Raw genomic sequence first — 14,375 nt, 5'->3', positions numbered from 1 at the left:
TTTACTTTGAGAATATAGATAATAAACCTTTTTTCTTTTTTTTACGCTTTTTGGATCGTACGTTAAGAAGTCTCTTGATTTCTTCTGCTTCCTCGGTAGACATTGTGTCAAATGAGGTGTGATAGCGAACGATGAAGTATGTACCTATTGGCAACGAACTGTTTTCATAACCGTAACCTTCATCAACACTGCAAACCAATCTATAACCACTTATACAGAATTTTTCTACACTTACAGGCCCGTCTACGAGTTCTTCGAAGTATTCCAAGTTATTCGGAATGTAAGTGGATTGCGGTTGTTGTCCAGGTTTTACAAGTACAACCATTACTTTATTTTCATCCAACCTAAGACCCGCCTTTTCTATGAAATATATAATTAAACCCATTATACTAGACAACTAATCCCATGTAAAATGCTATCTTAAGAAAGTAATGTCGAAAATCACAGGTAATTAGACCTTACTAGAATTTTTGATAAACAGCATTATGAAACTATTTTACTAAGTGAATTGTTCCGGAATCTTATTCTTTCAATTCTCGTATCATATTTTGACAAGATATGCTAAATATAGCATTATTATTTATAGATAAATGTAATTTTGGGTGTCGAAGGAAAGGGGCAAAATATGAAAAAATCACTATACATAACGACAATCATTTTATCGATAACAACAATCATTTTTGGACATTTTCACTGGAACTCTAAAATTAATAATACAATCGCAAATGCTAAAGAAAATGCAGAGCAGGTATCTGAGAAGGATCAACCAGCAAATGATGTTAAAGGCAGCAATGAGTCAAAACCAGATATAAAGGAGTTGACCAAAAATCTTTCTGAAGAAACTAAAGATCTAATTAGTGATGCGATCGAATCAGGTGAAGCCATCGATATAGCGGTAGTCGGTTCTGAGGCTCAAGGAATGGGCGAGACTCCATGGCCTGTATTATTGCAATCAGGGCTGGATGAGGCCTATGGTGAAGGTTTATTTAATATAAACTCTTATGACTTTGGAGATGAGACATCAATCAATGTTATTAAACTAGAAAAAATGACAGAAATTATCGAATCTCAACCTGATATTGTCCTTCTTGAACCATTCATTATGAACGATAATGGTGAAGTAGGAGTTAACGATACAATTGATGCTATTAAAATATTAGAACGTAGATTCACCGAAAGTAATGAAGATATAATATTCATGTTGCAACCCTCCCATCCTATATTTGAACCTCAGGTATATGCCATTCAAGTAAACGGTATTAAGGAATTTGCAGAAGATGAAGGGATTACTTACCTCCATCATTGGGATGATTGGCCGGATGTATCTGATGAAGATGTAAAAGATTTTATACAAGAAGATCTTTCAGGCCCTAATGATCGTGGAAATAAGATTTGGGCAGAGTATCTTATAAACTATTTTACAGGAAAATAGATTTTATTAGTCTCTAAATAATAGAGGCTTTTTTCATATTTCGCTGCATTATGCTAAAAACCGTAATCGCCTTCCTTAATTATATCTATGGAGGTAAAGTAGTTACAAAAATATACAAAAAATTAGGAAATTCTACTTCATTTGTAATAATCCTGTAAAGTTACCAACTCTATTATTATGATAAGATATCTATGGGTTAGGGGATAAGTAGTAAAGTAGAAAAATACATAGAAACATAAATAGAAACTTATTAATAAAATACATATATTTCATATTTAGCATATATTTTTGAAGCTCTACTTTTTAACTTACTCCCAATTGGTTTAACAACCAGAATACAAAAAATCCAATTGGAGGAGAAGTAATGAAGAAAAAGTTATTACCAATCGCACTAGCAACAGGGATTGTGTTCTCAGGAGCTGGTCAAGTATTTGGGGCTACAGGGAGTCAGATTATTGATACTGGAGACGATTACTTAGGAGCTTCCTATCGTTATGGCTCACCAGTAGGAACGACAAGTTCGTTTGATTGTTCATCTTTTACAGTCACAGTGTTTAAAAAGCATGGGATTACTTTACCAAGATCTAGCAGTGCTCAAGCAAATGAGGGGAAAACTGTTTCAAAATCAAATCTTCAAATTGGAGATTTACTTTTCTATGATACTGATTTCAATGGCACTATAAACCATGTAGCAATCTATGCTGGTAATGGGAAAATGCTTGGTGCACAATCTTCAACAGGCGTAGCTTTTACAGATGCATTTTCACCTTACTACTGGGGATCTCGATTTGTTAAGGCACAAAGAGTATTGAATTCTGTATCATCTGATACTAAGGTTGCTACTGAAACAACAAAAAATACTTCATCTAGCTCATCAAATACTTCTGTGCATACAGTGAGAAGCGGAGACACTCTTTGGGGTATTAGTTTGAAATACAATACTTCAGTATCCAATTTAAAAGCATTGAATAATATTTCGTCACATATCATTTATGTTGGTCAAAAAATAAAGGTTTCTGGTACTGCTAGCGCATCAACATCTTCAAGCAGTACAAATCATACCGTAAAATCCGGAGATACTTTATGGGGAATCAGTGTGAAGTATGGTACTACTGTTAGTGAGTTAAAGAAAGCAAACAATTTATCATCAGATTGGATCTATCCAGGGCAAACATTCAAAATTCCAAATTAAATTCAGGAGAAATTCCTTTTAAGCAAGCTACTGCTTAAAAGGAATTTTTTATACTATGAGCAACCTTTCCTTACGCTAAAACGTTAGATTTAAATGCTCAAGTACGGATGATCTGCAGGTGTTTGAGAAGCTCTTGTGTCGGGTTTTGCTTACGTGGCAGGTCACTTATTGCGCTAAAGTGTCGTAATACGCCGTCTTCCAGTACCAATACATAATGGCAGAGCATCTCGATTTCCTGTAAATCATGGGATGAAAACAGGATCGTCTTGTCCGGGCCTAGGGCTTTTAAAAAGGCGACGATGTCGGTTTTCGAAGGGATATCGATTCCGACTGTTGGTTCATCCATGATCAGCAATTCAGGATTATGGAGTAGGGCAACAATGATGTTGAGTTTGCGTTGCATTCCGCCCGATAGCTTATCGACCCGTTCGTCAATTTTGTCCCTCAAGCCTACCATATCCAAGAGCTGTACCATCCAAGCCTCTGATACGTTTTCTGGTGCCATACCAGCCCAAAATTTCAGATTTTCTCTTACAGATATGCTGGTATGGAGTGCTATTTCTTGTGGTACGTAACCGATTCTGCGACGGAGCTGCTTTTTCTTTCTCCTAACAGACTGCCCGCCGACAATGATTTTGCCTTGTGACGGGGAGACTAATGTTGCAACCATTTTCATCAAGGTCGATTTTCCAGCTCCGTTGGGGCCGACAAGGCCAACTCTAGCCCCTTGAGGAATCAAGAGATCGACACCTTTTACAACATCCGTTCCTTTATACCGTTTGTATACATTTCTAAGCTCGATCATGTCGCATAGCTCCTATCCCTAACCCTATTATGATCGTTCCGGCTCCGATACCGAATAAGATTGTTAGTTCAGTGGTAGTATTCGAATGTGATATGCCATTTAAAAACCAGTGTTGCGGTGTGTATTGAGATGTAGTGGAAAGCCGTTTAGAAAACTCTTCTAACTTAAAGAAGCTTCCGCCTAATATCCCGGTTACAATCGTTATCGCTAAGGCTATTAAATGATAAATCAAGGTACTGTTCATCAGGTTCGCCAGTAAAAAACTGATGCCAGCACACGCTGAAATATAGGCAATTAACATAAGGCCATTTTGTAACGTAGCTCCGTTTCCATATAAGAGATAAATGGAAACAGGCAAAAGGGTTACACTGACCACAGTAATCGATCCGATCAGATTTGAAAGGTACCGGTTTAGCCGGCTGACACCGAACATACTCATTCTTGAGGCAAGGCCATTAGAGCGCTCAGTCATCACCCAGGTTTGCATATAAAAGCTGATGAGCAGGATATAGATGCTCAGCATCCCGAATAACAAAGGTTTGACGTTCTTTTCTGGATTCTGGGCCTGGGATGGATCACCTGCATTTTCAAGTTCAACCGTCATCAACGGCTCAGGTTCCCATTGATCATCGCTGTATTGCCATGCGTATTCATACACCTCAGCTCCATCAAATTCGTTTGCCAGGTATGTCGCTGCTTTCCCATTACTCGCAAACCGGATGACCTCACTTGCGAAATACTCCTCGATAAGTCCTGTTGAGATGGCATTGGGCGCTTCCCACAGTTGGATGACGTCATCGATTTCACCTTGATTTAATTTTTCTTCCATACCTTCTGTGAAGACAACGGTTGCTTCCGCTTGATTCGTTTCTAAAAGTCGTCTCGCTTCATCCTTAGATTCTTCTATGATATGAAGTGTCCTGTTATCTTTGACACGTTTGATAATGGTGTTGACCGTTTCGTTTTCTTCCTCTTTTACGATGATGACAGGGATTTTCAACTGTCCAGATCCCTTGGACATCAGTTGCTCGGCTCCCCAAAAGATTAGAAGAGGCAAGAGAAGCATCAAAACGAATTGCCCGCCGTTGCTTAAAGCGATCTTCCATCTTGTCCGGATAAAACGCAACATTCTCATGATTGTTTCACCTGCCTTAATACATAGGAAGAGAAGAGGAGGATCCCTGTTATACCGCTTAACACACCAAGGCTAGGGAAAAGTACATCTTCGTTTTGGATAAAAATGGAGTGGACGAGGCTTATATGAAGCCAATGAGTCAAAGTAGAAAGGTTAAGCCATTCAAGGAAACCAGTATAGTAGGATTCTGGGAAAATCAAGCTGCCCCCAGCGGAAAAAAGCACGATTGCAATGAATCCGAGGAAAAATCGGATCCCTTCAGCTAAAGGCAGGTTCGATAAAAATGTGTACCAGGCACTGATCACCAAAATAGTTGCCGCAAATACTAGTAAACTCCACCCCCAATGGCCAGTAACCTCCAGATCTGTCAAAGTCCATAAAGCGGCTATGATCAGAACCGCCTGCATAAGTAAAATCACGAATTGAGTAGCGAATCCACTAAAAATGTGAGCACTCGAAGACACACCAAAGGTTCGCAAGCGTTCTTCGATCCTGGTATTCGTTGAGGAAGTCAAGCCCATCGTCAGCAGGCCGGTCAACAGCAAAAGGAATATAAAGCCTGACACACTGTAATACTTGAGCGGTGTAACCCCCTGGAACGACTGTACGCTTTCTTTTTCGAACATCTGTTTACGGCCGAATGCGAAGGTCGTGAAGTCGAAAATCATTTGATCTGAAACATCCATCACATAAGAGTGGCTAAGATTTTGATCTTTCAAATAATCATAGATCGTATTGACGCCGCTCTGGGCAGCGCTGACCAGATTGGCTGCACTATTCATCATTTCAACAAAAAGGGCTGTTTGGAAAGGTCGTTGTTCATTTCCGATGACGGTGACGGGTTTGTTTTCACCAAATTGAAGCCCGTTTGTAAAACCTTCGGGAACTATCAAAATCGCGGCGATTTTATTCTCAGCCAATAAGCTTTGAGCTTTTTCTTCATTAACTTTACGAAAGGTGATCAATGCTTGTAATTCATCATCATCCTGGAATTGCTGAATCAACAATCGTGTTTCAGGGCTGTCATCTTTGTCGACAACTGCCACCTCAAAAGGCGGAAGCAAGGACTCTGACTTGATTACATTTTCAAGACCATAAAGTAAAAAGCCGATGAGAGCGAAGGGCATTAAAAAAAGGACCACCCACGCGATTGGCTTACGGAAGATCTCTTTCAGTTGTGTTTGTGCAAGTGTGAATGCTCTCATCTTACTCTCCTAATTATCAGTGTATAAAGAAGGCAAGTGTGGAGTAGTCTCAGACACTTGCCTTTCATCGCATTTAAAGTATAACTTTCTTCAATATAAGTACAACTATGACTCAGCCTGCACCAAAGGCTTGGCTTTGCCAAGTTTTCTTTATTTCTACTTGAACATTTGTGGACCGTTCTTCATCATTCCTTGAATACGTGTTTGAATGTCCATCATGATGTTTTGCATTTCTTCAGGGCTCATTTCGGCTACATTTTCCCCGTCCTCAGCAACATTCGGGAATTTGAGGTTATCCGTAAATTCGGTTTTATTCTCATAATCAAACGTTACATTGATTGGAGCGCCAAGCCCAGCATCAACTTCTAAGCCAAATTCACCATTCGATGCATATGTTCCATTGTCCAGGTCATCTGTCACTTTACGTGTGAAATGCCCTTTCAGTGGAGGAATGCCTGAATTGTTCGGATCTTCGATGGATGCTTCAAAATCTGCTTTCATATCTTCAGGAGCCCCAGTGATTTTAGCATTAAGGTTCGCACCTGTGACTTCACCTGCTTCAGCAAAGGCGAATGCTCCAGTGATATCACGTGTTGCATTTTCACCTTCTCCTTTTTTACCTTTGATTTCGAGCAGTACTTTTACATAATCTTGCTTTTCACCGTTTTCAGGGAAGATATTGATTTCCCATTTACCGTCCGTGATGATATCGTCTGAACGTAAGGCGTGGCTGGAATAATCAACGACGACAAGCTCTGATTCGGCACCAATTTTGAAATCAACATCCCGCTTTACGATCACATCTTTGTTATCAACGAGGATGACGCTCTTGAATCCGTCTGGAATTTTTATCTGGTCGATGTTCTCCGAAGCGTTTTTCAATTCAGTCTGGAATGTTTCCTTCAGATCCGCTGTTTCCATCCCTTGAGTATTGAGTGCAGTATTTACATTAGTGTCAATCAAGAGATCAATTAATTCATCGTCTTTTTGAACTTTATCGATTAAAGCTTTCAGGATTTCTTTCGTTTCTTGTTCAGACAATTGGAGTGTAAGCTGATTGTATTTGTTACCTTGGAATTCCACACCGCTTTTTTCTGTAACGTTTTCGTCCTTGATTTTTTCATGGAGGAATTTACCGTACTCCTCAGCATGTTCCTCATATTTTCCTTGATTCTTCATTGCTTCAAGCTGCATTTCTACAAAGTTATCGATTTGCTCGGGTCCCTGGTATGCTGGTTCGATCTTCTTCATCACTTCACCAAATTGATCATTGTTCAAATAAAGATAGTTGTTATAGAGAAGGGGAACATTCAAGGCTGTGAGATCCTCAGATTGATAAGCTTCTGCTTTGATGAATTCTGTCCCGCCCATCCCGGCTTTCAATTCAGCAAGCCCTTCGTTTTTCTCAGGGTTGAGTTGTGCTGCCATACTTAATTTCACGTCATTAAGCATAGATGCGAACATCGCCATGTTCGGGTCGATCGCTCCGAGTCCTTCAATGCTTTTAAGGCCTAATGTAAGTGTTGATTTTGAAGGATCTTTCATCATTTTTTCGTTTACATCTTCATTGACCGCAAACGTCTTATTGAATGATTCCTGCGTTTGTTCCATCGAGTTCTTCTCAGCTAAAAAGTACGTCTCTTTCGGAGATAGGTTGAAAAACATAGCATAGACCGTTGTGCCGATTCCAAGTAAAACGATGACTGCAAGCGAAATCAAGATCGGTTTCTTGCTCCTGCTTGTCTGCTGTGAAGGTTCGATTGAAGCAGCTGTTTCATTTTTTCCTTGATTGTATTCCATTTTTGTCCTCCTGTTAGCTATGTATTATAAAGCTATGAATCTGCCATTCATAAAATACGGATAAGCTCCAAAATAGTTTCTGTAACATTTGACATATTCAAGGAAATTATTTGAAGAATTTACGTACCTTTCTAATCCTACACCGTCCAATAGCCTGTTTCAACCATATTTTTTTGAAATAATAAGGAAAGGAATATTTTACTAATAATCTCCCTTAAACATTATCATCTTATCCAATCCTACAAGGTAGAATACTAGATAAAAAGTAGTAAAACTGTATCTCTGTACCAGGCACCGTTTAGGAAGGCAGTGGTATCAAGGGGTTTGAAACGGTGCCTGGTACGGATGCAATAAAATAGACCTCTTGAAAGGAGGTCTATTGCATTATCTGTTTTTTGAGTATTCATCATAAAAGGATTCTAAGAAATTCAAATTTCCTATAAAGCTCATATAAAGGTTACTGTATTGCAGTTGGAGTGTGAATCTTGAGTTATTAGTTGATTGTATGATATTTTCTATATCCTCTTCTAAGGCAAGTACACCTTCTAAATGTAGTCTAAGGAAGTCTTTCGCGTCTTTTTCATAAGTCTCCTCGAATGAAAGTTCAATCAACGTTTCTCTCGTTTCTACAACGTTATACAACAAGCTATGCAGACTATGTATCGTAATTTTTGACGGTTTATCGCTTAAAAAGCTATCTTCTTCATACATCTCGATTATGTATTGGATCCTGTTATTGGTGAGGTCCCTTTGGTTCCGCTGGTTCCGCGACTCTTTATTGTAGACCTTCTTAAAGCGATCCAAATCATCGTTATACTGTTCCACAACGACAGGGTCAGGATTATAAGAAAAAGATTTATAGATACTAAACTGTGAAAATGGGAAAAACCAAGTAATACCAGCAATGATGATTATACAACCAATTAAAAAGCGGATGAGAATTTTCTTAGTGGTTTTCTTCAACATATCTCCCCCTATATGTTCCTGTTTCCATCATTTAACTAATAATAACAAACACCTTGAATTTTACCAATACAAAGGATTTTTTACAGGGCATATCGGTTTTGTCCCTCGCATAAAGTGAGTTAGACCGAGCAATAGAGGGCTTTTCCGACACAGACAGGCATGAAGGAACCGGGTCCAAGTCGAACTATCGCTAAAAAAATACGGGAGGGATTCGGATGAAAAAGGTTTTGCCTGGGGCACTAGCGGCTGGCTTTGTGATGACAGTCGGGACAGAGGCGTATGCACATTCCGGAGAAGAGGTGATCGAAAGCGCGAAGAAGTACTTAGGAACACCGTATAGGTACGGCTCGGCAGTGGGGAATACCTCCAGTTTCGATTGTTCATCTTTTGCAGCGACGGTTTTTCGTCAACATGGGGTTAAGCTGCCAAGAACGAGCATGGCTCAGGCAGGAGTTGGAAAGCCTGTACTTAGCGGAGATTTGCAACCGGGTGACCTTGTGTTTTTCGATACGAATTTTAATGGGAAAATCAATCATGTTGCGATATATGCAGGAAATGGGAGAATGATCGGTGCCCAAAGCAAGGGTGTCGGATATGCCAACCCGTTTTCTCCCTACTATTGGAGCGACCGGTATGTGACAGCAAGAAGAGTATTATCAGACAGTGTAAAGGTTGATAAAGAACCGAAGTTAACCGTCGTAAAGGGGAAAGGGAAGGCTGAGAAAACTGAAGATGTTAAAGTAGTCGTTAAATCGGTCCGCCTCCATACCGTTGTAAAAGGCGATACGCTATGGGATATTGGCCGACGATACGGGACGAATGTCCAGACTTTGAAAAAATTAAATGATATCAGGTCACATTGGATCTATCCAGGCCAAACGATCCTTTTACCTAGTGAGGAAAAGTCGAAAGATGTTGTGGTCCATTCCTACAGCATGTACACGATCCAAAAAGGCGATACATTATGGGACATTGGACAAAAATATGGTGTTTCTGTAGAGAAATTAATGAAAGAAAATGGATTGAGTTCATCTTTGACCTATCCAGGTCAACAGGTAATAATTCCCAAGTAGACCTCTTGAAGATTATTTTTAAGAAATTACGGGTAGTCGAATTAATAAGAGTTAAGGGATTATCCGTAATTTTATCGTTTAGGAGGCAATGATCATGACAATTATAAACAATGTATATATTTATCGACCAGGTATAAAAGAGGACAAGCAAATCCATCATATAGAAATTGAAAATGGGAAAATCAAAGCGATCAACAAGGGAAGGGCGGATACAAGTTCTGAGAATGTTATCGACGGGAATGGTGCGACAGTAACAGCATCCTTCAATGATACACATATGCACCTGCTTCGCTATGGCTTAATGAAGAAGGAACTCGACCTTCGGAAGGTGAGATCTTGGCGTGAAATGAAAGAAATCGTACACGATGAATACAATGAAAAAATGATGGAAGAGCACGATTGGGTCATCGGTCGGGGAGTGATTGACGACCAATTCGAAGACATCGATCATCCTCTGACAGCGAAAGAGTTAGAAGAGCTCGAGTACGAGAAACCGATGTTCTTTCTACATGATGATGGTCATGAATGCATCGTGAATGAAGAAGCGCTGAAAATATTAAGGAAAGAGCCGGAGCTTGGAAAAAATCATGATCGGTTCATTGAAAAAGATGAAGAAGGTAATTGGAACGGTCGATTCAAAGATACAGCAGTCCATTTCATCAAGTTCCATTTCCGCAATAAAACTGAAGAGGAGACATATGAAGCCATAGAAGACGCCATTCCGCATTTACTTGAGAACGGAATTACTTCTGTTCAAACGGATGATGTCAACTTTGCAGGATCCTATGATCAAGTGTGGCGGACGTATACCGATCTTGAAAAAGATGGGAAACTGCCAATCAAAGCCCAGCTTCATCATTATGTTTACCATGTAGATGATTTGAAAAACTTCATCGTAAACGATAAAAAACGCACCGGTGATGGGACAGACCGGGTGACAGTCGGTGCTTTTAAGATCTTTTTAGATGGGACACAAAGACTCCATACAGCAGCGTTAAGAGAACCCTATCATGATCAACCGGAAACAGAAGGCGAGTTGATTTACACTCAAGAAGAATTGAATGAAATGGTTAAGGCTGCGGATGAAAACAACATGCAAGTCGCCATGCATGCTATTGGAGATCGAGCCGTTGAACAAGCCCTTAATGCAATCGAGCAAGTTGGGGCGGAGAAAATGCGCCACCGAATCATTCATGCTCAAGTTTTAGCGCCTGATCTATTGGAGAGGCTGCAGAAAATCAAACCTTTTCTTGAAATCCAACCTGGCTTTATGATGGATGAATATGATAAAACAGGTGATTGGGTCGGAAGGGAGCGGGAAAAGTACTGCAACCCCTGGGATACTGTTGATCAATTGGGAATTCCGTATACCGGCAGTTCTGACAGCCCGATCGGTGACCTTTCGCCTCTTGTTAACATTTTTGCTGGAGTAAACCGGACTGACAAAGACGGAAATCCTGAAGGTGGTTGGATTCCAGACGAGAAATTACCACTCGACAAGATGTACAAATCATACACCGAAACAGGAGCTTATCTCGATTTTCAAGAAGATAAGAAAGGGAAGCTGGAAGAGGGCTATGTAGCAGACCTCATCCTATTATCAGATGATCCAGCAGAAGTCGAACCGCACAAATTAAAGGATATTCAAGTGATGGAAACATGGTTTGATGGGGAAAGAGTTTATAAAAAAGAATAAAGGACATCTAACAATTATCCAGATTAAAGAAGCATGCGCTCATAGTTGAACGCATGCTTTTTGACATTACTATTTAATGAAACGAATCGTTAATGGAAAGCGGTAGTAGTTACCTTCGCTTGCTCGGATTGTTCCAATGATCATGAAAACAAGATGTAAGATCACCACAATCGGAAGTAACGCGAATCCTATGAGAATAATCATTAACGCTCCAGCCACAAGTCCATAAATGAAGAAACTGATCTGAAAGTTCAATGCCTCTTTGCCGTGATAATCCACATAGGCGTATTCATCTTTTTTAAGTAACCAGAGCAGAAGCGGTCCTATTATGAAACCGAGCGCTGCTGTCAAATAACCTGCAAAAGCAGCTAGATGGACATACATACCCCAATTTTTCTCATCTTTGGATAATTCATTATTATAATCCAAAATAATCGCTCCTTTTTATAAATAGTCAACAGTTGTACCAGGCACCGATTTGCAACCCTTGGTATATCTGAGTTCTTGATGGGTGCCAGGCACCGTTTCAAACCCCTTGATATGACTGCGTTCTTAAAAGGAGCCTGGTACCGGTTATCCGATCACTTCTACTTCGTCTTCATCTTTGTCTTTTCGTGCGGCGCTGATTAATAGGATGATGGCTGTGATACTGTGCATCAACCAGCCTACAACAGGGAACCAGGCTATACATGAAGTAATGATCCCGAAAATGCTTCCAACTCGTTGAAAACCAATTTTTGCTTCCTTATTAACATATACAAGTGTAACAATATGAAGCCCTAACATTACAAACAGAGGGATGTACCAATTCGCTAAGACGAATGTACCCCCAATGAACGGGATCGCAAGGAAAGCTTCACACCCTCCGGTCACCCACTGAAGAACTTTATATGTTTTCATTATATTTTACGCTCCTTTTTCTAACAAATTAACCTCTACATAACTATATACGGTTCACTTATCAAAAGGTTTTCCTTTTTTCTTTAAAATAGCAAAAAAAGATTTGTTATGAAAATTATGAATGTCAAATGAATACGGTCGGGTACTATGATAAGATGAAGAAAGCGACATTGCTTTAGAATGAGATCCAGAGGGATGGAAATGAAGAAACTATTACTTTATTGGGGGCCAGTACTAATATGGATGGGAATGATCTTTTATTCTTCCTCCCAACCATACAGTGATCAAGATATCAAACCATTATTCCTTGATACTTTGGAACTAGGATGGGTTACAACTTATTTTTCTGAACTGGCTTTTAATTATGCTGGAGAAGAAGTAAGTGTCAAATTGTTAGGTGAAGCGGGATACATAGAGTTTTTCATACGAAAAGGGGCTCATGTGACAGTGTATTTGATTCTGGCCTTCCTCATCTACAGGGCATTAAGAATCACCATTAAAACAAGAAAGCCAATCATTTTTTATTCATGGCTCCTGACAAGTATTTATGCTGCTTCAGATGAAATCCACCAGGGGTTCACCGTGCAAAGATCGCCTCATGTCGAGGATGTTATTTTGGATAGTTTCGGAGCAATCTTAGGAGTATTACTAGCACACCACCTTATATATAAGAAAGTCCGAAAACAGAATCAAACACAACTCACTTCAGAAAAAAATTGACCTGGGTATTGTGAAAAAGTACCATTGAACATAGATAAAGTTAGGGGGAAATCGTATGGATAGAAAGATTAAAGTCATGACGATCTTCGGGACAAGACCCGAAGCGATTAAGATGTGTCCGCTTGTCCTTGAATTGGAAAAATATCCTGATGAAATTGAATCGATCGTAACGGTGACAGCACAACATAGAGAAATGCTCGATCAAGTATTGGAGATCTTTGAAGTAACTCCGGATTATGATTTGAATATCATGAAACAACGTCAAAATTTGATGGAAGTAACAAATCGCGCATTAGAAGGCCTTGATGGGGTACTAAAAGAAGCTCAGCCGGATATTGTATTGGTACATGGAGACACGACAACCTCCTTTGTGGCAAGCCTGGCTGCATTTTACAATCAAATCACTGTTGGACATGTAGAGGCAGGATTAAGAACGGGTAACAAATATTCCCCTTACCCAGAAGAAATGAATCGGTTATTGACAGGTGTTCTTGCAGACTTGCACTTCGCACCTACAAACAATTCAGCAGCCAACCTTCTTAAGGAAAACAAAAAACAAGAGAATATTTACATTACAGGTAACACAGCGATTGATGCTTTAAAAACAACTGTACAAGAGGATTATCAACATTCCGTGCTGGAAAAATTGAATGACGATCGCCTTGTATTGATGACTGCTCATCGTCGAGAAAATCTCGGTGAGCCTATGCGCCAGATGTTCTCAGCCATCCGTCGATTAGTGGATGAGCATAAGGATACTCAGGTGGTTTATCCCGTCCATCTTAACCCGGCAGTTCGTGAGGTCGCCCAGGATAAATTGGGCGGGCACGAGCGGATTCATCTGATCGAACCATTAGGTGTAATCGATTTTCATAATTTAGCTTCCAGAGCACACATCATTCTTACAGATTCTGGTGGAATACAAGAGGAAGCACCTTCTTTAGGGGTTCCAGTACTTGTATTGAGGGATACAACAGAAAGACCTGAGGGAATTGAAGCTGGTACACTCAAGTTGGCAGGGATAGAAGAAGACCATATTTATCAGCTTGCCAATGAACTTTTAACTGAAACAGAGGCTTATGAAAAAATGTCAAAAGCCTCGAATCCATATGGAGATGGAGAAGCATCGCGTCGAATTGTTGAAGCGATCCTGTATCATTTCCAAAAAAGAAATGAACGACCAAATGAGTTTCAAGTATAAAAAAATATTAATAATAAAGGGCTGACACAATTTGAATGTGTGAGCCCTTCTTTTAACAATTGATTAATCCCAACGTGCGATCTTTTTTGATGACCTTCTCTTGAATAACGTTAAAATTGTTGATTTGCCTTTAGACGTTTTTTGTTTGTGCCACTCATTATAACTTGCTACGAAAAATGAGTAGTGAACCAGTAATGAGTCCCGGTAACCCCACCACGGAAGATTTCCCCAAAATGGTCTGGTTTGCAAG

14 protein-coding genes are annotated in these 14,375 nt (G+C 39.8%); 6 read left to right on the top strand and 8 right to left on the bottom strand.

Annotated elements, in window-relative coordinates; genetic code table 11:
- Position 1 precedes the first annotated feature (1 nt).
- On the bottom strand, positions 2-343 hold the full coding sequence (locus ACJROX_RS24955) for a hypothetical protein (protein ID WP_408007914.1): 342 nt from the start codon (positions 341-343) through the stop codon (positions 2-4).
- 282 nt (positions 344-625) lie between these two features.
- Between ACJROX_RS24955 and ACJROX_RS24950 the strand changes: the two genes are divergently transcribed.
- Both ACJROX_RS24950 and ACJROX_RS24945 read left to right on the top strand, forming a co-directional pair.
- Positions 626-1,432 (top strand): SGNH/GDSL hydrolase family protein, encoded by an 807-nt coding sequence (locus ACJROX_RS24950; protein ID WP_408007913.1) that lies wholly within the window; start codon positions 626-628, stop codon positions 1,430-1,432.
- 364 nt (positions 1,433-1,796) lie between these two features.
- Entirely contained in the window at positions 1,797-2,624 is an 828-nt protein-coding gene (locus tag ACJROX_RS24945; RefSeq protein WP_408007912.1) for a LysM peptidoglycan-binding domain-containing protein, read from the top strand.
- 97 nt (positions 2,625-2,721) lie between these two features.
- Here the strand turns inward: ACJROX_RS24945 and ACJROX_RS24940 are convergent, their stop codons facing one another.
- The 5 genes from ACJROX_RS24940 to ACJROX_RS24920 form a co-directional block, all read right to left on the bottom strand.
- Entirely contained in the window at positions 2,722-3,429 is a 708-nt protein-coding gene (locus ACJROX_RS24940) for an ABC transporter ATP-binding protein (protein ID WP_408007911.1), read from the bottom strand.
- A complete protein-coding gene (locus ACJROX_RS24935) occupies positions 3,416-4,564 on the bottom strand; it encodes an ABC transporter permease (protein WP_408007910.1) in 1,149 nt (382 codons plus the stop codon). Before ACJROX_RS24935 ends, ACJROX_RS24940 begins: the two co-directional genes overlap by 14 nt.
- Complete coding sequence (locus ACJROX_RS24930; RefSeq protein WP_408007909.1) at positions 4,561-5,769, bottom strand: ABC transporter permease; 1,209 nt, start codon at positions 5,767-5,769, stop codon at positions 4,561-4,563. The genes ACJROX_RS24935 and ACJROX_RS24930 overlap by 4 nt, the downstream gene beginning before the upstream one ends.
- Positions 5,770-5,925: 156 nt before the next feature.
- Complete coding sequence (locus ACJROX_RS24925) at positions 5,926-7,569, bottom strand: hypothetical protein (RefSeq protein WP_408007908.1); 1,644 nt, start codon at positions 7,567-7,569, stop codon at positions 5,926-5,928.
- Positions 7,570-7,953: 384 nt separating this feature from the next.
- Positions 7,954-8,532: a hypothetical protein gene (locus ACJROX_RS24920; RefSeq protein WP_408007907.1), complete on the bottom strand. Its 579-nt coding sequence runs from the start codon at positions 8,530-8,532 to the stop codon at positions 7,954-7,956.
- A 218-nt stretch (positions 8,533-8,750) separates the two neighbouring features.
- Between ACJROX_RS24920 and ACJROX_RS24915 the strand changes: the two genes are divergently transcribed.
- Together ACJROX_RS24915 and ACJROX_RS24910 are read left to right on the top strand one after the other, a co-directional pair.
- Positions 8,751-9,608 carry a LysM peptidoglycan-binding domain-containing protein gene (locus ACJROX_RS24915; RefSeq protein ID WP_408007906.1) on the top strand — a complete coding sequence of 286 codons (858 nt, stop codon included), beginning with the start codon at positions 8,751-8,753 and terminating at the stop codon, positions 9,606-9,608.
- 94 nt (positions 9,609-9,702) lie between these two features.
- A complete protein-coding gene (locus ACJROX_RS24910; protein WP_408007905.1) occupies positions 9,703-11,304 on the top strand; it encodes an amidohydrolase in 1,602 nt (533 codons plus the stop codon).
- 69 nt (positions 11,305-11,373) lie between these two features.
- Here the strand turns inward: ACJROX_RS24910 and ACJROX_RS24905 are convergent, their stop codons facing one another.
- Together ACJROX_RS24905 and ACJROX_RS24900 are read right to left on the bottom strand one after the other, a co-directional pair.
- The gene (locus tag ACJROX_RS24905; RefSeq protein WP_408007904.1) at positions 11,374-11,733 is read right to left on the bottom strand and encodes a DUF4870 domain-containing protein; all 360 of its coding nucleotides are present in this window, start codon (positions 11,731-11,733) and stop codon (positions 11,374-11,376) included.
- A gap of 144 nt (positions 11,734-11,877) precedes the next feature.
- A complete protein-coding gene (locus tag ACJROX_RS24900; protein ID WP_408007903.1) occupies positions 11,878-12,204 on the bottom strand; it encodes a hypothetical protein in 327 nt (108 codons plus the stop codon).
- A gap of 201 nt (positions 12,205-12,405) precedes the next feature.
- On the opposite strand from ACJROX_RS24900, the gene ACJROX_RS24895 reads away from it, so the two are divergent.
- Both ACJROX_RS24895 and wecB read left to right on the top strand, forming a co-directional pair.
- Positions 12,406-12,924 carry a VanZ family protein gene (locus ACJROX_RS24895; RefSeq protein ID WP_408007902.1) on the top strand — a complete coding sequence of 173 codons (519 nt, stop codon included), beginning with the start codon at positions 12,406-12,408 and terminating at the stop codon, positions 12,922-12,924.
- Between the two features lie 55 nt (positions 12,925-12,979).
- Positions 12,980-14,125 carry a non-hydrolyzing UDP-N-acetylglucosamine 2-epimerase gene (wecB, locus tag ACJROX_RS24890; protein ID WP_408007901.1) on the top strand — a complete coding sequence of 382 codons (1,146 nt, stop codon included), beginning with the start codon at positions 12,980-12,982 and terminating at the stop codon, positions 14,123-14,125.
- Positions 14,126-14,375 lie beyond the last annotated feature (250 nt).

This window comes from Pseudalkalibacillus sp. A8 (genome assembly GCF_045920555.1).
GTDB lineage: Bacteria > Bacillota > Bacilli > Bacillales > Fictibacillaceae > Pseudalkalibacillus.
Note: the sequence above shows the minus strand (reverse complement) of the source record. Positions and strands in the feature narration are given on the sequence as shown.